A 22719-nucleotide genomic window follows, 5' to 3' on the forward strand; every position below is an offset into this window, starting at 1 on the left:
CGGCAGGACAGCCGTTTTGCACGGCGCAGCCGCCCGCGGGGTGGCGCACAGGGTGTGTCCATGACAAAACGGCAGGACAGCCGTTTTGCACGGCGCAGCCGCCCGCAGGGTGGCGCACACGGAGGTGCGCCATGAAAGCCGGCCGCAACCGCGCGCGCAGCAACTTCAACCTGCGTGGCCGTCTGACGCTGGTCGGCATCGCGCTGGGCCTGTGCTCGGTGACGCTGATCGGCCGCGCGGCGTTCGTGCAGCTGGTCAACCGCGATTTCTATCAGCGCCAGGGCGAAGCGCGTTACCTGCGCGAGCTGCCGATCGCCACCTCGCGCGGCATGATCACCGACCGCAACGGCGAGCCGCTGGCGGTGTCCACGCCGGTGGAATCGATCTGGGTCAATCCGCAGGAACTGCTGCGTAATCCGGACCGCATTCCCGAGTTGGCCAAGGCACTCGGCCAGCCGCTGGACGAGTTGAACGCCAAGCTGGCGCAGAAGGCCGGCAAGGAATTCATGTACCTGCAGCGCCGGATCAATCCGGACAAGGCGCATGCCATTGTTGAGCTGAAGATTCCCGGTGTGTTCTCGCAGCGCGAGTTCCGTCGCTTCTATCCGCAAGGCGAAGCGATGGCCCATGTGCTGGGCTTCACCAATATCGACGACCGCGGCCAGGAAGGCCTGGAGTTGGCTTTCGACGAATGGCTGCGCGGCAAGCCGGGCTCCAAGAAAGTGGTGCGCGATGCGCGCGGCGCGATCGTGGAGAGCGTGGATCTGGTGCGTCCTGCGCAGCCGGGCAAGGACCTGACGCTGAGCATCGACCGCCGCATCCAGTTCCTGGCCTACAAGGAACTGCGCAACGCGTTGGTCGAAAACAATGCTGCCGGCGGCTCGATGGTGGTGATGGACGTGGCCACCGGCGAAGTGCTGGCGATGGTCAACCTGCCCACCTACAACCCCAATTCGGTCACTGGCATCAATCCGTCGGCGCGCCGCAACCGCGCGGTCACCGATCTGGTCGAGCCGGGTTCGACGATGAAGCCGCTCACCGTGGCCACCGCATTGACTGCCGGCGTGGTGACCAAGGACACCATCATCGACACCAACCCTGGCTACATGGCCGTGGGGCGCTTCACCATCCGCGATGTGCCGCGCAACAACGGCGTGCTCAACGTCACCGGCGTGATCACGCGCAGCTCCAACATCGGTGCGGCCAAGATTGCGGCCAAGGTGCCGGATCAGACGTTCTATCAGTCGATCCGCAATTTCGGTTACGGCAGCGCGCCGCATAGCGGTTTTCCCGGCGAATCCTCGGGCGTGGTGCTGCAACCGGCGCGCTGGAGCGGCCCGTCCAAGACCACGATGTCGTACGGCTATGGCCTGTCGGTGACGCCGCTGCAGATCGCGCAGGCGTACGCCACGCTGGGCAACGGCGGCAAGCTGACCCCGCCGACCTTCGTACGCGGCCAGCACAACGAAACCCGCCAGGTGGTCACGCCGGAAGTGGCGCGTCAGGTCATCGACATGATGGAAACCGTGGTCACCCAGGGCGGCGCCAAGGGCGCGGCCATTCTGGGCTATCACGTGGCCGGCAAGACCGGTACCGCGCGCAAGAACGGCGCCAACGGGTACGAGCGCGGGCATTACAACGCGCTGTTCGCCGGCCTGGTGCCGGCCACGCGCCCGCGCTTTGCCACCGTCATCGTGATCAACGATCCGCAGGGCAAGGTGTATTACGGCGGCCTGGTGTCGGCACCGGTGTTCCACAAGGTGATGGAAGGCGCGCTGCGTCTGATGGACGTGCCGCCGGACGACATCCAGTCGTGGCTGGCCGCGCAGGCGGCTGGCAAGACCGGGCAGCCGATCGCCAAGCCGCAGCCGCCCGAGCTGGACCCGGCATTGATGCCGGATCCGGTGGATGAAGTCTCTGCCGGTATTCCCACCGCACTTGCACCTGCCGCGCTACCCGCGCCGGCCCAGCCCGCACCGCTGCAGGAGAGCCGCCAGTGAGCCGCTCCATGCCGCTGTCGCAGCTGTTGCCGGACGTGCCGATCGCGCACGACGTGCAGGTCTCGGGTCTGGTGATGGACAGCCGTGCGGTGCGTGCGGGCGATGCCTTCGTGGCGATCGCCGGCTTCGGCGCGCATGGTCTGGGCTTCGTCGAACAGGCGCGTGCCAATGGCGCGGCGGCGGTGTTGTTCGAGCCGCCAGCGCCTGCCGAGTTGCCGGCACCGGCCGATGCGATCGCCGTGCCTGGTTTGCGCGCGCGTCTGGGCGCGATGGCCGATCAGTTTCATGGCCAGCCCTCGCAGGCGCTGCGCATGGTCGGCGTCACCGGCACCAACGGCAAGACCTCCACCGTGCAGTTGCTGGCGCAGGCGCTGACGCTGCTCGGCATGCCCACCGGCACGCTCGGCACCTTGGGTGTTGGCCTGTATGGCAATGCCGTGCCGACCGGTTTCACCACGCCGCTGGTATTGCCCACGCACGCGTTGCTGGCGCAGTTGCGCGATGAAGGCGCGCAGGCCGTGGCGATGGAAGTCAGCTCGCACGCGCTCGACCAGGGCCGCGTCGACGCAGTGCACTTCGACGTGGCGGTATTCACCAATCTCACCCGCGACCATCTCGATTACCACGGCGACATGGCGCAGTACGGCACGGCCAAGGCCAAGCTGTTCACGCGCGCTGGATTGAAAGCAGCTGTGGTGAATCTGGACGATGACTTCGGCCGCACGCTGTTCGCCGCGCTCGACCCGGCGCTGCGCGCGATCGGCGTGAGTTCGCGCGCGCAAGCCCAGGCCGTGGTGCGTGCGCAGGCGCTGCAGCTGGACCACAACGGCATCAATTTCGCGCTCAACATCCATGGCGAAGTGCATCCGGTGCACTCGCCGCTGCTGGGCCGCTTCAACGTCGATAACCTGCTCGCGGTCGCCGGTGCGTTGTATGCGTTGGACATCGCGCCGGCACAGATCGCCGAAGTGCTTGGTCAGCTGCAGCCGATCCACGGCCGCATGAATCGTCTCGGCGGCGCGCATGGCGCCCCGTTGGTGGTGGTGGACTATGCACACACGCCCGACGCGCTGGAACAGGCATTGGCCAGCCTGCGCTCGCATGCGCAGGACCGGCTGATCTGCGTGTTCGGCTGCGGTGGCGAGCGCGATACCGGCAAGCGTCCGCAGATGGCGGCGATCGCCGAGGTCAATGCAGATGTGGCGATCGTCACCGACGACAACCCGCGTGGCGAAGATGGCGATGCGATCGTGGCCGACATCCTGCGCGGCTTTGCGCGCCCGGATGCGGCGATCGTGCAGCGCGACCGCGCCGCGGCGATCCATCAGGCCATCAGCATGGCCGGTGCCTCCGACATCGTGCTGATCGCTGGCAAGGGCCACGAGCCATATCAGGAAATTGCCGGTGTGCAGCATGCCTTCGACGACGCCATCGTGGCGGCGCAGGCCTTGCTGCCGCGCACCGTGCTGGGAGTGCGCGCATGAAGCTCACTCCGTTGTCGTTGATCGCCCACTGGGCCGGCGGCGAGCTGCACGGCGACGACGCCATGATCGATGCGGTCGGCAACGACACCCGCACGCTCGCCAACGGCAGCCTGTATGTGGCGCTGCGCGGCGAGCGTTTCGATGGACACGACTTTGCCGCAGACGCAGTGGCGCATGGTGCCAGTGGGTTGCTGGTGGATCGCCTGCTGCCTGCGCTGAGCGTGCCGCAGGTGCTGGTGGAAAACACCGAACTCGCGCTGGCGCGTATCGCTGCCGGCATGCAGCGCGACCGCGCCACGCGCGTGATCGCGTTGACCGGCTCCAACGGCAAGACCAGCGTCAAGGCCTTGCTGCTGTCGATCCTGGAAGAGGCTGGGCGCGTCGAGGGCACCACCGTCTACGCCAATCCGGGCAACCGCAATAATGAAATCGGCCTGCCGCTGGCGGTGATCGCCGCGCCGGACGATGCGGATGTTGCGATCTACGAAATGGGCGCCGGCAAGCCGGGCGATATCGCCTATCTCACCGACATCGCGCAGCCGCACGTAGCTTTGGTCAACAATATCGCACCCGCCCATCTGGAACGTCTGGGCAGCCTGCTCGGCGTCGCGCGCACCAAGGGCGCCATCTACGCTGCACTGCCGGCCAATGGCGTGGCGGTGATCAATGCCGACGATGCCTTCGGGGCCTGGTTCGAGCAGCAACTGCATGCGCAGCCGGTGCAGGGCCGTCGCGTGTTGCGTTATGGCTTGCAGGCCAGCGCCGACCTCACTGCACGTGGGCTACGGCTGCAGGAAGGTGGTGCGCAGTTCACGCTGGTGACGCCGCAAGGCGAGGCGCAGATCGCGCTGCCGCTGCCGGGCCGCCACAACGTGCTCAACGCGCTGGCTGCGGCCGGGCTGGCGTTGGGCGCGGGTATCGCATTGCCGATCATCGCCGCCGGTTTGGCGCAGGCGCGTCCGGTGGCCGGTCGTCAGATCGCACACACGCTGCCCAGCGGCGCTGTGCTGATCGACGACAGCTACAACGCCAATCCCGGTTCGCTGGATGCGGCCATCGACACGCTGGCTGCCGCGCCGGGCGCGGGTTGGCTGGTCCTCGGCGACATGCGCGAACTCGGCCCGGAAGGCAAGGCGCTGCATGCCGCTGCTGGGCGTCGCGCACGTGCGGCCAAGCTGCAGCGTCTTTACGCGTTGGGCGAGCTCAGTGCCGCCGCCGCGCAGGCCTTCGGCGATGGCGGCCGCGTGTTCGCCACTCATGCCGCGCTGGTCGCGGCGTTGCAGGCGGATCTGGCGCAGGTCGCCGTTTCGCCGACTCAAACGCAGGAATCTTCTTCGATGCACGAACACACCGGTGCGGCGGCGCAGACTGCCGCCACCACGGCGCAGGTCCCGCCCACGTTGTTGGTGAAAGGCTCGCGTGGCAGTGCGATGGACCGCATCGTCGCCGCGTTGCTCGCAGCGGTGGAGGACACCTCCCATGCTGCTTGAGTTGGCCCGTTGGCTACAGCAACTGGAGAGCCTGTTCGGGCTGTTCAACTATCTGACCTTCCGCGGCATCCTGGCGGCGCTGACCGCGTTGTTCCTGTCGTTGTGGATGGGCCCGGCGGTGATCCGCAAGCTGGGCCAGTTCAAGGGTGGCCAGCCGATCCGTCAGGATGGCCCGCAGACGCATTTTTCCAAGGCCGGTACGCCCACCATGGGCGGCTCGCTGATCCTGCTGACGGTGACCTTGTCGGTGCTGTTGTGGGGCGACCTGCGCAACCGTTATGTGTGGTTGGTGCTGGCAGTGATGATCTGTTTTGGCGCGATCGGCTGGTACGACGACTGGATCAAGATCGTGCGCCGCGACCCCAACGGCCTGAAGTCGCGCTGGAAGTATCTGCTGCAGTCGATCTTCGGCCTGGCTGCCGGCCTGTTCCTGTACTACACCGCCGATGTGCCGGCCGCGATCACCTTCTACATTCCGATGTTCAAGGCGGTGGCGCTGCCGTTGGCCGGCGTGAGCTTTGTGGTCATTGCCTACTTCTGGATCGTCGGCTTCTCCAACGCGGTCAATCTGACCGACGGCCTGGATGGTCTGGCGATCATGCCGACCGTGCTGGTGGCCTGTGCGCTGGGTGTGTTCGCGTATGCCTCGGGCAACGTGGTGTTTGCCGAATACCTGAAAATCCCGCTGATTCCCGGGGCCGGCGAGCTGATCATCATCTGCTCGGCGATCGCGGGGGCAGGGTTAGGGTTTCTGTGGTTCAACACCTATCCGGCCATGGTGTTCATGGGCGATATCGGCGCGCTGTCGCTGGGCGCGGTGCTCGGCACCATCGCGGTGATCGTGCGTCAGGAACTGGTGTTGGTGATCATGGGCGGCGTGTTCGTGATCGAAACGCTGTCGGTGATCATCCAGGTCGCCAGCTTCAAGCTCACCGGCAAGCGCGTGTTCCGCATGGCGCCGATCCATCATCATTTCGAACTCAAGGGCTGGCCGGAGCCGCGCGTGATCGTGCGCTTCTGGATCATCTCGGTGGTGCTGGTGCTGATCGGCCTTGCCACGTTGAAGGTGCGCTGATGAACGACAACGCGCGTCAAGCCACTCGACTCGAAGCCATCGGCGGGCGCTACGACCCGTGGCTGCTCGGCGCCGCGGCCACGCTCGCCTCGCTGGGCGTGGTGATGGTGGCGTCCAGCTCGATCGAACTGTCCGACAACCCGTTCTATTACCTGACCCGCCATCTGCTGTTTCTGGGCATCGGCATTGGCCTGGCGTTCTGGGCGATGCGGACCGAGCTCAAGACCATCGAGCAGTACAACCAGGTGCTGCTGCTGGCCTGCTTCGGTTTGCTGATGGTGGTGTTCGTGCCCGGCCTGGGCAGCAGCGTCAACGGCGCCAAGCGCTGGATCAATCTGGGCGTGTCGAAATTCCAGACCGTGGAAGCGGTCAAGGTGCTCTACATCGTGTGGCTGTCCAGCTACCTGGTGCGCTTTCGCGACGAGGTCAATGCGACCTGGCCGGCGATGCTCAAGCCGCTGGGCGTGGCGATCGCACTGGTCGGCCTGCTGTTGATGCAGCCGGACTTCGGCTCGTCCACGCTGTTGCTGGCGATCACAGCCGGCATGCTGGTGCTGGGCGGGGTGAACCTGCCGCGCATGTCGATGCCGATCGTGTTCGGCCTGCCGGTGTTCGCCTTCATCGCGATCCTGGAACCGTACCGCCTGCGTCGCATCACCTCGTTCCTGGATCCGTGGGCCGATCAGCTCGGCTCCGGCTACCAGTTGTCGAATGCCTTGATGGCGGTCGGCCGTGGCCAGTGGACCGGCGTGGGCCTAGGCGCCTCGGTGCAAAAGCTCAACTATCTGCCCGAAGCGCATACCGATTTCATCTTTTCGGTGATTGCCGAAGAGCTCGGGTTTGTCGGCGTGTGCGGGGTGATCTCGCTGTACGCGCTACTGGTTGGCCGCGCGTTCTGGCTGGGCATGCGCTGCGTGGAAATGAAGCGCCACTTCTCCGGCTACATCGCCTTCGGCATCGGTCTGTGGATCAGCCTGCAGAGCTTCGTCTCGGTGGGCGTGAATCTGGGCATCCTGCCGACCAAGGGCCTGACCTTGCCGCTGATTTCCTCCGGCGGTTCGTCGGTGCTGATGACCTGCGTGGCGATGGGCTTGCTGCTGCGCGTGTCCTATGAAATGGATCGCGCCGAGCGCCTGCGCAGCAAGTTGTCGCCGCAGGGTGCAGGCGCGCCGTCGGCGGAGCCGGCCGAGCCGGTGGTCGACTCGGTGCCGCCGGCGTATGCGCCAGCACGCAAACCGCAGCGCGACACCGTGGCTGCCGCTGCACCCGCACCCGCACCGGTCGCTGCAGCATCGGTGGCGCCGGCATCGGCCATCCTGCGCGGCACCAGCCGCATGCAGCCGCGTGTGGAACCGACGTTCGGGAGGATTGCATGAGTAGTAGCCATGCGAATCCCACGCCGGCGTCCGCGCAGTCAGCTGTGGTTCGTCCGGTCATGATCCTTGCTGGCGGAACCGGTGGGCATATCTTCCCGGGCCTGGCCGTGGCCAAGGTGCTGCGCGCGCGTGGCGTGCCGGTGACCTGGCTTGGCGCTGATGGCGCGATGGAAACCCGTCTGGTGCCGCAGCACGACATCCCACTCGACACGCTGGCCATCACTGGGCTGCGCGGAAAGGGCTTGGTGAAACTTCTCGGCGCGCCGGTGCGGGTGATGCGCGCGGTGCGCGCCGCCGGCTTCGTACTGCGCAAGCGCCAGCCGCGTGCGGTGATCAGCTTCGGCGGATTTGCGGCCGGCCCGGGCGGCCTGGCTGCTCGTCTGCTCGGCGTGCCGTTGCTGGTGCACGAACAAAATCGCGCACCCGGCATGACCAACAAGGTGTTGTCGCGTTTCGCGCGTCGCGTGTTGACCGGTTTCCCGGGCAGCTTCGCTGGCGAAGAAGCGGTGGGCAATCCGGTGCGCGCGGAAATCGCAGCGCTCCCCGTGCCGGCTCTGCGCCTGGTCGGTCGTGGTGGCCCGGTACGCATGCTGGTCCTCGGCGGCAGCCAGGGTGCACGCGCATTGAATCAAGCCGTGCCGGCGGCACTGGCGGCACTCGGTCACCCGGATGTCGAGGTGCGTCATCAGTGCGGCGAGAAGCTGCGCGGTGAAGCCGAAGCGTCGTATGCACAGGCCGGCGTCAACGCCAGCGTCGAACCCTTCATCGCCGACATGGCGGCCGCTTACGCCTGGGCCGACCTGGTCGTGTGCCGCGCCGGTGCCTCCACGTTGGCCGAACTGTGCGCCGCCGGTATCGGCAGCGTGCTGGTGCCCTTCGCCGCCGCCGTCGACGATCACCAGACCCGCAATGCCGAATACCTGGTCGGCGCCGACGCCGCCGTGCTGCTCAAGCAGGACGACACCCTGGCAGTGCGTCTGCAGCAGGTCTTGCAGACCTTGCTCGCCGACCCCGCGCGCCGCCTGTCGATGGCGCAAGCCGCCCGCACCCTGGCCAAACCCGACGCCGCCGAACGCATCGCCGACATCATTCTTCAAGAGGCCGGGAGTGGTGAATCGGGAATGGGGAATGGGCAGAGCTCAGAACACTTGCAGGAACACAAATTGATGCACGCAGACAAGCGCACCGACCAAGTATCCGTCGCCGCTGGCGCTCCGCTTCATACGATTCCCGATTCCCGAGTCCCGATTCGCAACTCCGCAGGAGGTGCCGCGTGATCCGCCGTCTGCAGGACAGCGGCGATCTGGTGCGTGCGTTTCCGCGCGTGCATTTCGTCGGTATCGGCGGCACCGGCATGAGCGGCATTGCCGAAGTGATGCTGACGCTGGGCTATGAAGTCTCCGGCTCCGACAACTCTGATAACGCGGCCACGCGTCGGCTGGCCAAGCTGGGTGCGCGGGTGATGCGCGGGCATTCGGCGGCCAATGTGCTCGGCACCGATTGCGTGGTGGTGTCCAGCGCGATCCGCGAAGACAACCCCGAGCTGATGGAAGCGCGCAGCCAGCGCATTCCGATCATGCCGCGTGCGGCGATGCTGGCCGAGCTGATGCGCTTCCGTCGCGGTATCGCGGTGGCAGGCACGCACGGCAAGACCACCACCACCAGTCTGGCGGCGGCCGTGCTGAGCGAAGGCGGGCTGGATCCGACCTTCGTCATCGGCGGGCAGTTGCTAGCCGCCGGTGCCAACGCCAAGCTCGGTGGCGGCCAGTGGCTGGTGGCCGAAGCCGACGAGAGCGATGGCAGCTTCCTGCGTCTGAATCCGTTGATGGCGGTGATCACCAATATCGATTCGGATCACCTGGAAAACTACGGCAACGATTTCTCGCGTATCCAGGCGGCATTCGCAGAATTCCTGCAGCGCCTGCCGTTTTACGGCCTGGCCCTGCTGTGCATCGACGACCCGGAAGTGGCCGCGCTGGCCAGCAAGACGCCGCGCCACGTGATGAGCTACGGCATGAGCGAAAACGCCGACGTGCGCGCCGAAGATGTGGTGCAGGACGGCCCGCGCATGCGCTTCACGCTGCGCCTGCCCGAAGGCACCACCACTCCGGTGACGCTCGCACTGCCGGGCCGTCACAACGTGCTCAATGCACTGGCAGCAGCGGCGATCGGTTGGCAATTGGGCGTGGCGCCGGAAACCATTGCGCGCGCGCTGGAAAACTTCGCCGGCATCGGCCGTCGCTTCAACGATCTGGGCGAAGTCACCACCAGCACCGGTGCACGCGTGCGCGTGGTCGACGATTACGGCCACCATCCGCGCGAGCTGGAAGCAGTGTTCGCCGCAGCCCGCGGTGGCTGGCCGGACAAGCGTCTGGTGGTTGCATTCCAGCCGCATCGTTACAGCCGTACCCGCGATCAGTTCGATGCCTTTGCCGCGGTGTTGAGTACCGTCGATGCGCTGGTGTTGAGCGAGGTCTACCCGGCCGGCGAAGCGCCGATTCCCGGCGCCGATTCGCGTGCGTTGGCGCGTGCCATCCGTGCGCGCGGCCGCAGCGAGCCGGTGGTGGTCGGCCAGATTTCGGGCCTGGCCGAAGTGTTGCCGGACGTGCTGCAGGATGGCGACCTGTTGCTGATGATGGGTGCCGGCGATATCGGTTACGTGGCCCAGCACATCATCAATAACGGCTTCACCGGAGCGGCTGCATGAGCGCGACGGTCGCCAACGTGCGCGGCACCGATCCGGCTGCGTTCGGTCGCGTTGCCGTGCTGCTCGGCGGTACCTCGTCCGAGCGCGAAGTGTCGTTGAACTCCGGCAGCAACGTGCTCGATGCACTGCGCGCGCGCGGTGTCGATGCGCAGCCGGTCGACGGCATTCCGGCATTGGCGCAGGCACTGGTCGAAAAACGGTTCGACCGCGTCTTCAACGTGCTGCACGGCCATAACGGCGGCGGCGAAGACGGCATCGTGCAAGGCCTGATGGAAGCGTTCAAGGTGCCGTACACCGGCTCCAACGTGCTCGGCTCGGCGCTGAGCATGGACAAGATCCGCACCAAGCAGGTGTGGCTGTCGCTGGGCCTGTCCACACCGCGCTATGCGCGTCTGGCCGCCGGTGCCAGCGCCGATCAAATTCATGCCGCGGCACAACAGCTCGGCCTGCCGGTCATCGTCAAGCCGGCCAACGAAGGCTCCAGCGTCGGCATCAGCCGCGTGTTCGACCAGGCCCAGCTCGAGGAAGCCGTGGTGCTGGCGGCGCGTTACGACGGCGCGCTGCTGATGGAGCAGCTGATCGAAGGCGACGAACTCACCGTGGCCGTGCTCGGCGAAGTTGCGCTGCCGTCGATCCGCATCGTGCCCAAGGGCCAGTGGTACGACTACAACGCCAAGTACGTGGCCGACGACACCCAGTACCTGTGCCCGGGCCTGGAAGGCGATGCCGAAACGCAGATCCGCCAGCTCGCACTCGACGCCTTCCGCGCTGCCGGCGCACGTGGCTGGGGCCGTGTGGACGTGATGCGCGACCGCGCCAGCGGCCAGCTGTATCTGCTTGAAGTGAACACCGCTCCGGGCATGACCAGCCACTCGCTGGTACCCAAGGCCGCGCGCCAGCTCGGCATCGATTTCGAAGAACTGGTCTGGCGCGTGCTGGAGCAGACGCTATGACGGCGGGATTGGGGATTCGGCATTCGGGATTGGCCAACAGCGACGCCGCGTGCGCCGTTGCTGTTGCCGTTGCGAATCCCCAATCCCGAATCACCAATTCCGCGCGCGGAGCGCGCCCATGAACGCCACCCTGCGCATCCTGGCCTGGTTGATCGCGGTGACGCTGGTCGCGTTGCCTGTGGTGGCTGTGCTCAATGGCTGGGTCGGCGCCGAGCGTTGGCCGTTGGCGCGGTTGCGGGTGTCCGGCGACTTCAAGCGGGTGCCGGCCGAAGAGCTGCGTGCGGTGGTGCTGCCGTATGCGCGCTCGGGTTTTTTCGCGGTGAAATTGCAGAACGCGCAGGACGCCATCGCGCGCTTGCCGTGGGTGGAAAGTGCGCAGGTGCGCAAGCGCTGGCCGGACGTGCTGGAAGTGCATGTCACCGAGCACAAGCCGTTCGCGCGCTGGGGCACCGACCGCATGTTGTCCGAGCAGGGCCGGTTGTTCCGCACCCCGCCGTTGTTGAAGGATTTCAAGCTGCCGCAACTCGGTGGCCCGGACAGCAAGACGCAGGACGTGGTGGCGCTCTACAACGAATCGCGCGCGCTGTTCGCGCCGACCGGGCTGGATGTGGAGCGCCTGGAAATGGACGCACGCGGCAGCTGGTCGCTGGGACTAAGCAACGGCGTGCAGATCGTGATCGGCCGCGACGATGCGCGCGCACGCCTGCAGCGCTTCGCCCGCGTATTGCCGCAGCTGGCCGACCCGCAACGCCCGATCGCCCGCGCCGACCTGCGCTACACCAATGGCTTTACGGTCGAACGAAAAATGGAAGAGGGCGCGCCGGAAACCAAGAAAAAGCTGCCGCCGGCCACACCCGCCGCACACCACACGGTTGTTCTGGAATTGCCCCGTAACCGTAGACCGCTCTTCTCCAATCCCGAATCCCGAATCTCGAATCCCGGCTTTAAGACATGAACCGCAAAGGCGACAAATCCCTCATCGTTGGACTGGACATCGGCACCTCCAAGGTCGTCGCGCTGGTCGGCGAGTACTCGCCCGGCAATCCGATCGAAGTGATCGGCATCGGTTCGCATGAATCGCGCGGTCTCAAGCGCGGCGTGGTAGTGGATATCGAATCCACCGTGCAGTCGATCCAGCGCGCAGTGGAAGAAGCCGAGCTGATGGCCGGCTGCGAAATCCGCTCGGTGTACGCCTCGATCTCCGGCAACCATGTGCAGTGCAAGAACTCGCCCGGCATCGTGCCGATCCGCGACGGCGAAGTGACCTGGAGCGATCTGGAGCGCGTGCTGGATGCGGCCAAGGCCGTGGCCATTCCTGCCGACCAGCGCATCTTGCATGCGATCCCGCGCGAATACGTGCTGGACGATTCGCAGGAAGGCATCCGCAATCCGGTCGGCATGACCGGCGTGCGCCTGGAGGTGCATGCGCATCTGGTGGTGTGCGCGCAGTCGGCCGCGGCCAACATCACCAAGTGCGTGCAGAAGTGCGGCTTGCAGGTCGACGATCTTGTGCTGTCCTCGCTCGCATCGTCGGTGGCGGTGTTGACCGCCGACGAGCGCGAACTGGGCGTGGTGCTGGTGGATATCGGCGCCGGCACCACGGACCTCGCCGTCTACGTGCAGGGCGCGATCTGCCACACCGCCTCGCTGCCGATCGCCGGTGACCACGTCACCAACGACATCGCGCACATGCTGCGCACGCCGACCCCGGAAGCCGAGCAGATCAAGGTCCGCTACGCCTGTGCGCTGGCGCAGCTGGCCACCGCCGAAGAAAGCATCCAGGTGCCCTCGGTCGGCGATCGCCCGCCGCGCCGCATGCCACGGCATGCGCTCGCGCAGGCAGTGCAGGGCCGTTACGAAGAAATTTTCGAAATGGTGCAGGCCGAATTGCGCCGCTCCGGTTTCGAGGAAATGGTGCGCGCCGGCATGGTGCTCACCGGAGGCGCGTCGAAGATGGAAGGCGTGGTCGAACTGGCCGAAGAAATGCTGCAGATGCCGGTGCGCGTGGGCATTCCCCAGCACGTCACCGGCCTGGGCGAAGTCGTCGGCAACCCGGTGCACGCCTCCGGCGTGGGCCTGTTGCTGATGGGCAGCCAGATCGAACACCCGCGCCGCCCGTCGATCCCGACCGGACGTGCCGGGAGTTTGTTCAAGAAATTGAAGAACTGGTATCGCGGCGAATTCTGAGGGGCCGGGATTGGGAATTCGGGATTTGGGATTGGTAAGAGCGAAAGAAAAGCAGAGTGGCAGCAAAGATTAAGTAGAGAGCGGCGAGCGGGTAGGCGGTAAAATTTTTTGCAGGCATTGCGTCGAGGAGTAGGTGAGGTGAGTCGTAGAGCGCAACAGCGCATCTACGGTCCCGCACACGAATCCCGACTTTCAAACAACAACACTCGCCGTGGTGCGGAGTGGACAGGGACCAACGCTTTTGCGAATCCCCAATCCCCACTCCCCAATCCCGGCTCAAGAGGACACTGACATGGCACATTTTGAACTGATCGAAAAGATGGCTCCCAACGCGGTAATCAAGGTCGTTGGCGTGGGCGGCGGCGGCGGTAACGCGGTTGCACACATGGTCAACACCAACGTCGATGGCGTGGAATTCATCACCGCCAACACCGACTCGCAGGCGATCAAGAACTGCGGCGCCAAGTTGCAGCTGCAGCTCGGCACCAACGTGACGAAGGGCCTGGGCGCGGGCGCCAATCCGGAAGTCGGCCGTCAGGCTGCGCTGGAAGATCGCGAGCGCATCATGGACGCGCTGCAGGGTGCGGACATGGTGTTCATCACCGCCGGCATGGGCGGTGGCACCGGCACCGGTGCAGCGCCGGTGGTTGCGCAGCTGGCCAAGGAAATGGGCATCCTGACCGTGGCCGTGGTCACCAAGCCGTTCCCGTTCGAAGGCCGCCGCCGCATGCAGGTTGCGCTGAAGGGCATCGAGGAACTGAGCCAGCATTGCGATTCGCTGATCACCATTCCCAACGAAAAGCTGATCACCGTGCTCGGCCGCAACGCCACCATGATTCAGGCGTTCCGCGCTGCCAACGACGTGCTGCAGGGCGCCGTGCAGGGCATCGCCGATCTGATCGTGCGTCCGGGCCTGATCAACGTCGACTTTGCCGACGTACGCACCGTGATGTCGGAAATGGGCCTGGCCATGATGGGTACCGGTTCGGCACGCGGCGACGATCGCGCGCAGGCCGCTGCCGAAGCCGCCATCCAGAACCCGCTGCTGGACGATGTGAACCTGGCCGGCGCCAACGGCATCCTGGTCAACATCACCGCCGGCCCGGACTTCACCATGGCCGAGTTCGACGAGATCGGCCGCACCATCGAAGCGTTCGCGTCGGAAGATGCCACCGTGGTCGTCGGTACGGTGCTCGACCCGGACATGCAGGACGAAGTGCGCGTCACCGTGGTCGCCACTGGTCTGAACCGTGCGGTTGCACGCCAGACCCAGCGTCCGGACCAGCGCGCGCCGATCAAGTTGGTGCGCAACGCCACCACCGGTCAGCCGGAATTCGGCGATTTCGAGACCAGCGGTGGCGATGCGGTGTCCAAGGCCGTTGGCGGCAGCATGGGCCTTGGCCTGCGTCGTCCCAGCAGCGACTCGGTCGGCAGCAGCAGCAACAACGGCGGCGGTTCCTCTGCGCCGGCGGCAGACCTGCCCAACGACTACCTGGATATCCCGGCGTTCCTGCGCCGCCAGGCAGACTGACGCTTCACTGCGATGCCACCTTGGTGGCGCCGCCCGCAATGCCCCGAGGTTCGCTTCGGGGTTGCAATGCCATGTCCTCTTTCTGCCGGATCGACGCGTTGATCCGGCAGCTTTTGCAGTGGCGTGACCGGTCGATTACAGTTGCCGTCACGCGTGACTTGTTAAAATTCGGATAATCTCAACGATTGGACAGCCGGTTCAGCGCCTGTCTGCATTGTTCATCCAGACTTCGCATATGACCCAGCAACGCACTCTCAAAAACACCATTCGTGCCACCGGCGTCGGCCTGCATAGCGGCGACAAGGTGTATATGACGCTACGACCGGCTCCTGTCGATCATGGCGTGGTGTTCCGGCGTGTGGACCTGGAACCTGTCGTCGAAGTCCCCGCCGATGCCGAGCTGGTCACCGAGACCACGCTGTGCACCGGTTTGACCTGCAATGGCGCCAAGATCCAGACCGTGGAGCATCTGATGTCGGCACTGGCCGGCCTGGGTGTGGACAACGTCATCGTCGAACTGTCCTCGGCCGAGTTGCCGATCATGGACGGCTCGTCCGGCCCGTTCGTGTTCCTGCTGCAGTCGGCAGGCATCGTCGAGCAGAACAAGGCAAAGCGCTTCATCCGCATCAAGCACACGGTGGAAGTACGCGAAGGCGACAAGGTCGCGCGCTTCGAGCCGTACGAGGGCTACAAGCTCGGTTTCACCATCGAATTCAATCACCCGATGATCCCGGCCAAGCAGTCGCGCCAGGAAATCGAGTTCTCCACCTCGGCTTACGTCAAGGAAATCTCGCGCGCCCGCACCTTCGGCTTCATGCGCGACCTTGAGTACATGCGCGAGCGCAATCTGGGCCTGGGCGGTTCGATGGACAACGCCATCGTGCTGGACGAGTTCCGCGTGCTCAACGAGGACGGCCTGCGTTACACCAACGAATTCGTGCGGCACAAGATCCTGGACGCCATCGGCGATCTGTATCTGGCCGGCGGCGCCATCCTGGGCGCCTACGAAGGCTTCAAATCCGGCCACGCGCTCAACAACAAGCTGGTGCGTGCGTTGCTGGCCGATCAAGCGGCCTGGGAATGGGTCAGCTTTCCCGAAGGCAGCGTGCAGCCGCCGGTCACCTACGCCAGCCCCGTCTACGCCTGATGTCAGGGAATGCCGCAGTTGGCGTTCGAAGTGTGAACTCTGTCGGATTTCCGGCTCGTTCTTAACGTTTATTTAAGACTTCTCTAACTCCTGCGTGGCCTATGCCCGCTAGGATGCGTCGGGTCGTGTGCGGTCTTCGCAATTCTTTCACGCACAGGCGGCCGTTTCGTACAGGCGGCACGGATATCACCGCTTGGTCGGTGGAACGTCCTGCAAGGAGGCCAAGGCGTCGCGCAGTCCTTTGTGCGTCGCCTCGGAGACAGGGCGTGGACGTTCACGGTTCTGCGGCATTGGGGAATGCAGCGGGGTCGTGATGGTCTTGATGGTCACTGCGGTGGCCTTCAGTCCGATGGATCGGGCGGCATCCAACAATTGGGTCTCGGCAAGCCGCAACTTGGCATGCCAGACAGGTGAATCAACCAGAAAAACGAGCTGTTCGCCTCGGACATTGGCCAACCGGCAACGGGTGGCCAGATGAGGCGGTAACAGGGGGCGCAACTGCCGGTCCAGCGCATCGAGCCACAAGGCGCGACGCAAGGGGTCGCCAGCCTTTTCACCCAACGCGGCCTCGATGGCCGGTTGTGGAGCGGAAGGGTTGCGTGCGTTGGACTTGGGCTTGGACATGACACTCATATGGCGTTGAAGAAAGTTGTAATCAAATCTCGGCAAACCCGGACCCAGCGTGTGGTCCGACAGTTCCAGGGCTTCGCCGCAGATCGACCGATGGTAGTCCTCGGCGCGGTGTTGGGCCTGGGGATGTTGATCGGCGTCGGTGCCAGCACCGCCACCGGCATGGTGACCAATTCCGCGCTGCAGGCCAAGGTCGCGCAGCAGCAGGCCGAGCTGGCCCAGGCGCAGCGCGCTTCGCAGGCGCAGGTCAATGCACTGGCCGCGCGCATGGGTGAGCTGCAGGCGCAGGCCACCCGCCTCAATGCCTTGGGCGAGCGGCTGACCGAAATGGGCAAGTTGAAGGACGGCGAGTTCGACTTCGACGCGCCGGTCGGCGTCGGTGGCGGCGATGAGCCGGTCAGCGACATGCCGGTCGAATCGCTCAAGGAGACGCTAGGCCAAGTGGAACAGCAGTTCTCCGCCTCCGGCCAGCAATTGAACGTGCTTGCCTCGCTGATGTTCGATCATCAGCTCGAGCAGAACTCGGTGCCCTCGCGGATGCCGATCCGCAATACCTACATCACCTCAGGCTTTGGCGGCCGCGCCGATCCGTTCGACGGCGGTTCGGCCTTCCACAAGGGTGTGGATTTCCATGCCAACGTGGGCGACCCGGTGATGTCGGTCGCCGATGGCGTGGTCAGCTACGCCGGCGTGCGCGGCGGCTATGGCAACGTGGTCGAAGTGGACCACGGCAATGGCTACGTGACCCGCTACGCGCATAACTCGCGGCTGGTGGTGAAGGTGGGCGATCTGGTGCGCGCCGGCCAACAGGTGGCCAGGGCCGGTTCCAGCGGCCGTTCTACCGGCGCACACGTGCATTTCGAGGTGTGGGCGGACGGGCGGGTGGTCAATCCGCGCAAGTTCCTGGGCGACACCAACACGCCGGTGGGACGCCGCGGGCGCGGTTGACGAAGGCCCGCTCAGCGCTTGATTCGTGAAGGCCCGCCCCAAGCTACAATAGGGTGTTGCCATCGACAGGGCGCAGTGCGCCCTGTTTCGTTTACGGCGGCCGGGTCTTGGGGACCGGCGTCGGTCAAACCGTTCCTTTTCAACCGGTTTCTTCAATGATCAACAGTCTGCTTACCCGTGTCTTTGGCAGTCGTAACGAACGCCAGCTGCGCCAGCTCACCCGCCTCGTCACCCAGATCAATGCCCTGGAGCCGACGATCGAGAAGCTCTCCGACGCCGAGCTGCAAGCCAAGACTCCGGAGTTCAAGCAGCGACTTGCCGCCAGCGAGTCCCTGGACAAGATTCTTCCCGAAGCCTTTGCGGTCTGCCGAGAGGCCAGCCGCCGCGTGCTCGGCATGCGTCATTACGATGTGCAGCTGATCGGCGGCATGGTGTTGCACCTGGGCAAGATCGCCGAGATGCGCACCGGCGAAGGCAAGACCCTGGTCGCCACGCTGCCGGTGTACCTCAATGCGCTGCAGGGCGAGGGCGTGCACGTGGTCACGGTCAACGACTACCTGGCGCGCCGCGATGCCGCGCAGATGGGCAAGTTGTACAACTGGCTGGGCCTGAGCGTGGGCGTGGTGTATCCGGGCATGCCGCACAGCGACAAGCGCGAGGCCTACGGCAGCGACATCACCTACGGCACCAACAACGAATTCGGTTTCGATTACCTGCGCGACAACATGGCGCTGTCGCGCGCCGATCGTTACCAGCGCAATCTGCACTACGCGATCGTCGACGAAGTCGACTCGATCCTGATCGACGAAGCGCGCACCCCGCTGATCATTTCCGGCCCGGCCGACGAATCGCCGGAGCTGTACATCCGCGTCAACCGCATCGTGCCGCAGCTGACCAAGCAGGAAAGCGAAGAGGGCGAGGGCGATTACTGGATTGACGAGAAGGGCAAGCAGGTGCATCTGTCCGAGGCGGGCATGGGCCACGCCGAAGAACTGCTGATGCAGGCCGGCATTCTCGAAAATGCCGAAGATGGCCTGTACGCCGCGCAGAACCTGAGCGTGGTGCATCACCTCAACGCCGCACTGCGTGCGCATGCGATCTACCAGCGCGATGTGGATTACATCGTGCGCGATGGCGAAGTGGTGATCGTCGACGAATTCACCGGCCGTACGCTGTCCGGGCGTCGCTGGTCCGATGGCCTGCATCAGGCGGTCGAAGCGAAGGAAGGCGTGCCGGTACAGCGCGAGAACCAGACGCTGGCCAGCATCACCTTCCAGAACCTGTTCCGCATGTACAAGAAGCTGTCCGGCATGACCGGTACGGCCGACACCGAAGCCTACGAATTCCAGAGCATCTACGGCCTGGAAGTGGTGGTGATCCCGACCAACCGCCCGACTGTGCGCAAGGACCATCCGGACCAGGTCTTCCTCAACCGCAAGGGCAAGTTCAATGCGGTGCTGGCCGATATCGAAGACTGCGCCAAGCGCGGTCAGCCGGTGCTTGTGGGTACCACCTCGATCGAAACCTCGGAGATGCTGTCCGAGCATCTGCGCAATGCAGGTGTGAAGCACGAAGTGCTCAACGCCAAGCAGCACGAGCGCGAAGCCACCATCGTGGCCAACGCCGGCCAGCCGGGTGCGGTGACCATCGCCACCAACATGGCCGGTCGCGGTACCGACATCGTGCTGGGCGGTTCGCTGGAAACCGAGCTGCACGGCATGGGCGAGGACATCAGCGACGAACAGCGTCTGCAGGCCAAGACCGAATGGCAGCGCCGGCATGACGCGGTCAAGGCGGCCGGCGGCCTGCACATCATCGGTACCGAGCGGCACGAGTCGCGCCGTATCGACAACCAGCTGCGCGGCCGTGCCGGTCGTCAGGGCGACCCGGGTTCCTCGCGCTTCTATCTGTCGCTGGAAGACAACCTGATGCGCATCTTCGCCTCGGACTGGGTCCAGAAGGCGATGCGCATGATGGGCATGAAGGAAGACGACGTCATCGAAGATCGCCTGGTCAGCCGGCAGATCGAAAAGGCGCAGCGCAAGGTGGAAGCGCACAACTTCGACATCCGCAAGAACCTGCTGGACTTCGACGACGTCAACAACGATCAGCGCAAGGTGATCTACGCCCAGCGCGACGAATTGCTGGATGCCGAATCGGTCAAGGACAACGTCGACGGCATCCGTGGCGATGTGATCTACGATCTGGTCGCGCGCTTCGTGCCGCCCAACTCGGTCGACGAGCAGTGGGACCTCAAGGGTCTGGAAGCCACGCTGGAATCGGAACTGGGCATGCCTCTGGCGCTGAGCGAGATGGCGCGTACCCAGGAAGAGCTGGACGCCGAGCAGATTGCGGCCAAGGTGCAGGCAGCGGTGGATGCGCACTTTGCCGAGAAGGAAGCGGCGGTGGGCAACGACACCATGCGCGCGTTGGAGAAGCACGTGATGCTGACCGTGCTCGACCAGGGCTGGAAGGAACATCTGGCCAAGATGGATTACCTGCGCCAGGGCATCTATCTGCGCGGTTACGCGCAGAAGCAGCCCAAGCAGGAATACAAGAAGGAAGCCTTCGAGCTGTTCTCCGAGATGCTGGAGAACGTCAAGCGCGAAGTGATCAACCTGCTGGCGCGCGTGCGCATTCGCAGCGAAGAAGAAGTGGCCGAGCTGGAAGAGCAGGAGCGTCTGCAGGCGCAAGCGCGCTTGATGGCTTCGCAGTTCCAGCATCAGGACGTGGGCGGTTACGGTGCCGACGAGGAAGTGGAACAGATGCAGGCCGGCAACGCACCGGTGCCGGTGTCGCAGGTGACCCGCGACGAGCCCAAGGTGGGCCGTAACGATCCGTGTCCGTGCGGTAGCGGCAAGAAGTACAAGCACTGCCACGGTCAACTCAGCTGAGCTGAGTTGACCGTGGTGCAGCCCGCTTTGCGGGCTGCACACCCAGTGTCCGCGTAGCGGACGCTGGGTGCACGGTATTCCTCCGATCCCCGCGCCTTTGGCGCGCCCCCCCCTTACCAAGGGGGCTCTGCTTACGGATGGGACTCTCAGGTTCTTGTGGTGTGCTCTCTCGGTGGGCCTCGGAACGGCAGGTCCGCCACACGCTCGTCCAATCTCTCGCTGCGCCAACTGCCCCGCTGCACACAGGCTTCTCCGTCTGCGCCACTGCGGGGCGTATGCTCGATCCACATCCTGCGTGGAGTGCGGTCATGTCGCTGTCCAGCCAGCAACTGAAGGTGTTCGTGCCTGCGCGCGACTACGCGGTGTCGCAGCGGTTCTATCGCGCACTGGGCTTTGTGCAGGAAGACGAGGTGGGCAACGTGACCTGCTTCCGGCATGGCACGCACTGCGCGTTTTTGTTGCAGGATTTCTATCTGCGCGAGCTGGCCGAGAATCTGATGCTGCACCTATGGGTGGACGACGCCGATGGCTGGTGGCAGCACGTGCACGACACCGGGCTGGGCGAGCAGTTCGGGGTGACCTGCAGTGCGCCGGAAGATCGACCATGGGGCGCACGCGATTTCACCTTGCACGATCCCAGCGGAGTGCTCTGGCGCATCGGGCATCCGCTGTAGGGCCGGTATTGGAGATTGGGGATTGGGGATTGGGGATTGGCAGAAGCACATATGCTGCGCTTTGACCAATCCCGAATCCCTAATCCTGAATCCCCGCCCTCAAGCGATTGCACTGAACGGCTCACTCGCGGCACTCTTGTGCCCATGCCCGATTCTCTAAGATCCATCCACGTCGTTGCCGGCGTGATCACCGACCCCCGCGGCCGCATCCTGCTGACCCGCCGTACCGAAACCCGTGACATGCCTGGCCTGTGGGAGTTTCCCGGTGGCAAGCGCGAACCTGGCGAAACCTCCGAACAGGCGCTGGTGCGCGAACTCAATGAAGAGCTCGGTATCGAGGCGCAGGTGGGCGAGTGGCTGATGGATGTACCGCAGTTGTACCCGGACAAGCGGCTACGCCTGGAAGTGCGCCACATCACCGCATGGAAAGGCAGCCCGCGCGGGCGCGAAGGCCAGGCGATGACCTGGGTGGCCGCGGACAAGCTGACCCGCTATTCGATGCCGCCCGCCGACGTGCCGGTGGTCGGTGCGTTGCGCCAGCCCGACCGCTATCTGATCACGCCCGAACCGGACGACGACATGCTGTGGCTGGAAGGTCTGGAGCGTGCGCTGCAAGAGGGCGTTACGCGCATCCAGTTGCGCGCGCGGCAGGCCGAGCCCGCGCGCTGGCAGGCATTGCTGCAACAGGTGATGCGCGTGCGTGGTCGTGCGCGCGCGCAGCTGCTGCTCAATCGCGACATCGCGTTGGCCGGCGAACTCGGCATCGGTGTGCATCTGGGATCGGAGCAATTAGCCGCACTGCAACAGCGCCCGCTGCCGGCCGAACAGCTGGTTGCCGCCTCGTGCCACGGACTGGAAGATCTGCATCATGCACAGCGCCTGGGCTGCGATTTTGCGGTACTGGGTCCGGTGCAGGCGACGACCTCGCATCCGGGTGCGACACCGTTGGGATGGGACGGTTTCGAAACCCTGCGCGAGCAGGTCTCGCTACCGATCTACGCACTCGGCGGCATGCAGATCGACGACCTGCGCGAAGCACGCTCGCATGGCGCGCAAGGCATTGCGGCAATTCGCTCGCTCTGGCCGCAGTGATTACACCGTCGGCGACCCTGGTGGTATTCGGCGGATTGCCGGGCGTCGGCAAGAGTTCCATTGCACAGCTGCTGCTCTCGCACTGCAATGCGATGTATCTACGCATCGACACCATCGAGCAAGCGCTGCGCGACAGCGGTGCACTCGCTGACGACGTCGGGCCGGCCGGCTATCTGATTGCCTACGCCATTGCAGAGGCGAATCTGCGCCAACGCCAGGTGGTGGTTGCCGATAGCGTCAATCCCTTGCCGGTCACCCGCGAGGCATGGCGTGACGTGGCGCGTCGCACACAAAGCCGGCTGCTGGAAATCGAAGTGGTGTGCAGCGATCGCGACGTTCATCGGCAGCGCGTGGAATCGCGGCATAGCGAAATCCCCGGACTGCGCGCGCCGGACTGGTCTTCCGTACTCGCGCATGACTAGGTGGCCTGGACCGCGCCGCATTGGGTGATCGACAGCGCGGTACTGAGTCCAGAGCAAGCGGTTGCAGAGATCATGCGTCGGTTTGCTGTTTGGTCTTAAAACGTTTGGC

17 protein-coding genes and 1 pseudogene are annotated in these 22719 nt (G+C 65.0%); 17 read left to right on the plus strand and 1 reads right to left on the minus strand.

The window, feature by feature from the left end; all coding sequences use genetic code 11:
- Positions 1-131: 131 nt before the first annotated feature.
- From NMB96_RS10385 to lpxC, 12 genes are all read left to right on the plus strand, one after another.
- Complete coding sequence (locus tag NMB96_RS10385) at positions 132-2000, plus strand: peptidoglycan D,D-transpeptidase FtsI family protein (RefSeq protein WP_006452805.1); 1869 nt, start codon at positions 132-134, stop codon at positions 1998-2000.
- A gap of 8 nt (positions 2001-2008) precedes the next feature.
- Positions 2009-3484: a UDP-N-acetylmuramoyl-L-alanyl-D-glutamate--2,6-diaminopimelate ligase gene (locus NMB96_RS10390; RefSeq protein ID WP_255086954.1), complete on the plus strand. Its 1476-nt coding sequence runs from the start codon at positions 2009-2011 to the stop codon at positions 3482-3484.
- Positions 3481-4974 (plus strand): UDP-N-acetylmuramoyl-tripeptide--D-alanyl-D-alanine ligase, encoded by a 1494-nt coding sequence (locus NMB96_RS10395; RefSeq protein ID WP_255086831.1) that lies wholly within the window; start codon positions 3481-3483, stop codon positions 4972-4974. The genes NMB96_RS10390 and NMB96_RS10395 overlap by 4 nt, the downstream gene beginning before the upstream one ends.
- The gene (mraY, locus tag NMB96_RS10400; RefSeq protein WP_006452808.1) at positions 4964-6049 is read left to right on the plus strand and encodes a phospho-N-acetylmuramoyl-pentapeptide-transferase; all 1086 of its coding nucleotides are present in this window, start codon (positions 4964-4966) and stop codon (positions 6047-6049) included. The genes NMB96_RS10395 and mraY overlap by 11 nt, the downstream gene beginning before the upstream one ends.
- Positions 6049-7425: a putative lipid II flippase FtsW gene (ftsW, locus tag NMB96_RS10405; protein ID WP_023902726.1), complete on the plus strand. Its 1377-nt coding sequence runs from the start codon at positions 6049-6051 to the stop codon at positions 7423-7425. Before mraY ends, ftsW begins: the two co-directional genes overlap by 1 nt.
- Positions 7422-8702: an undecaprenyldiphospho-muramoylpentapeptide beta-N-acetylglucosaminyltransferase gene (gene murG / locus NMB96_RS10410; RefSeq protein ID WP_023902727.1), complete on the plus strand. Its 1281-nt coding sequence runs from the start codon at positions 7422-7424 to the stop codon at positions 8700-8702. The genes ftsW and murG overlap by 4 nt, the downstream gene beginning before the upstream one ends.
- Positions 8699-10132, plus strand: coding sequence for a UDP-N-acetylmuramate--L-alanine ligase (gene murC / locus NMB96_RS10415; protein ID WP_023902728.1), 1434 nt, complete (start codon positions 8699-8701; stop codon positions 10130-10132). Before murG ends, murC begins: the two co-directional genes overlap by 4 nt.
- Positions 10129-11085, plus strand: coding sequence for a D-alanine--D-alanine ligase (locus NMB96_RS10420; protein WP_023902729.1), 957 nt, complete (start codon positions 10129-10131; stop codon positions 11083-11085). The genes murC and NMB96_RS10420 overlap by 4 nt, the downstream gene beginning before the upstream one ends.
- A 118-nt stretch (positions 11086-11203) precedes the next feature.
- Positions 11204-12040: a cell division protein FtsQ/DivIB gene (locus NMB96_RS10425; RefSeq protein ID WP_023902730.1), complete on the plus strand. Its 837-nt coding sequence runs from the start codon at positions 11204-11206 to the stop codon at positions 12038-12040.
- A complete protein-coding gene (ftsA, locus tag NMB96_RS10430; RefSeq protein WP_003485272.1) occupies positions 12037-13272 on the plus strand; it encodes a cell division protein FtsA in 1236 nt (411 codons plus the stop codon). The genes NMB96_RS10425 and ftsA overlap by 4 nt, the downstream gene beginning before the upstream one ends.
- A gap of 292 nt (positions 13273-13564) precedes the next feature.
- Complete coding sequence (ftsZ, locus tag NMB96_RS10435; RefSeq protein WP_006448955.1) at positions 13565-14803, plus strand: cell division protein FtsZ; 1239 nt, start codon at positions 13565-13567, stop codon at positions 14801-14803.
- Between the two features lie 235 nt (positions 14804-15038).
- Positions 15039-15950, plus strand: a complete 912-nt coding sequence (lpxC, locus tag NMB96_RS10440) for a UDP-3-O-acyl-N-acetylglucosamine deacetylase (protein WP_006448956.1) — start codon at positions 15039-15041, stop codon at positions 15948-15950.
- A 186-nt stretch (positions 15951-16136) separates the two neighbouring features.
- Here lpxC and NMB96_RS10445 read toward each other — a convergent pair whose 3' ends face one another.
- Positions 16137-16583, minus strand: a complete 447-nt coding sequence (locus NMB96_RS10445; protein WP_006448957.1) for a DciA family protein — start codon at positions 16581-16583, stop codon at positions 16137-16139.
- On the opposite strand from NMB96_RS10445, the gene NMB96_RS10450 reads away from it, so the two are divergent.
- The 5 genes and pseudogenes from NMB96_RS10450 to NMB96_RS10470 all read left to right on the plus strand — a co-directional run bounded on the left by NMB96_RS10450 (position 16584) and on the right by NMB96_RS10470 (position 22709).
- On the plus strand, positions 16584-17528 hold the full coding sequence (locus tag NMB96_RS10450) for a M23 family metallopeptidase (RefSeq protein WP_255086833.1): 945 nt from the start codon (positions 16584-16586) through the stop codon (positions 17526-17528). It abuts the gene before it with no gap.
- A gap of 155 nt (positions 17529-17683) precedes the next feature.
- Complete coding sequence (gene secA, locus NMB96_RS10455; RefSeq protein WP_255086834.1) at positions 17684-20422, plus strand: preprotein translocase subunit SecA; 2739 nt, start codon at positions 17684-17686, stop codon at positions 20420-20422.
- 308 nt (positions 20423-20730) lie between these two features.
- Positions 20731-21096, plus strand: a complete 366-nt coding sequence (locus tag NMB96_RS10460; protein ID WP_255086835.1) for a VOC family protein — start codon at positions 20731-20733, stop codon at positions 21094-21096.
- Between the two features lie 144 nt (positions 21097-21240).
- Positions 21241-22188 (plus strand): Nudix family hydrolase, encoded by a 948-nt coding sequence (locus NMB96_RS10465; protein WP_255086836.1) that lies wholly within the window; start codon positions 21241-21243, stop codon positions 22186-22188.
- Positions 22185-22709: pseudogene (locus NMB96_RS10470) on the plus strand (P-loop nucleotide/nucleoside kinase family protein). The gene NMB96_RS10465 and the pseudogene NMB96_RS10470 overlap by 4 nt, the downstream one beginning before the upstream one ends.
- The last annotated feature ends 10 nt before the right edge of the window (positions 22710-22719 follow it).

This window comes from Xanthomonas hortorum (genome assembly GCF_024339125.1).
GTDB lineage: Bacteria > Pseudomonadota > Gammaproteobacteria > Xanthomonadales > Xanthomonadaceae > Xanthomonas > Xanthomonas hortorum.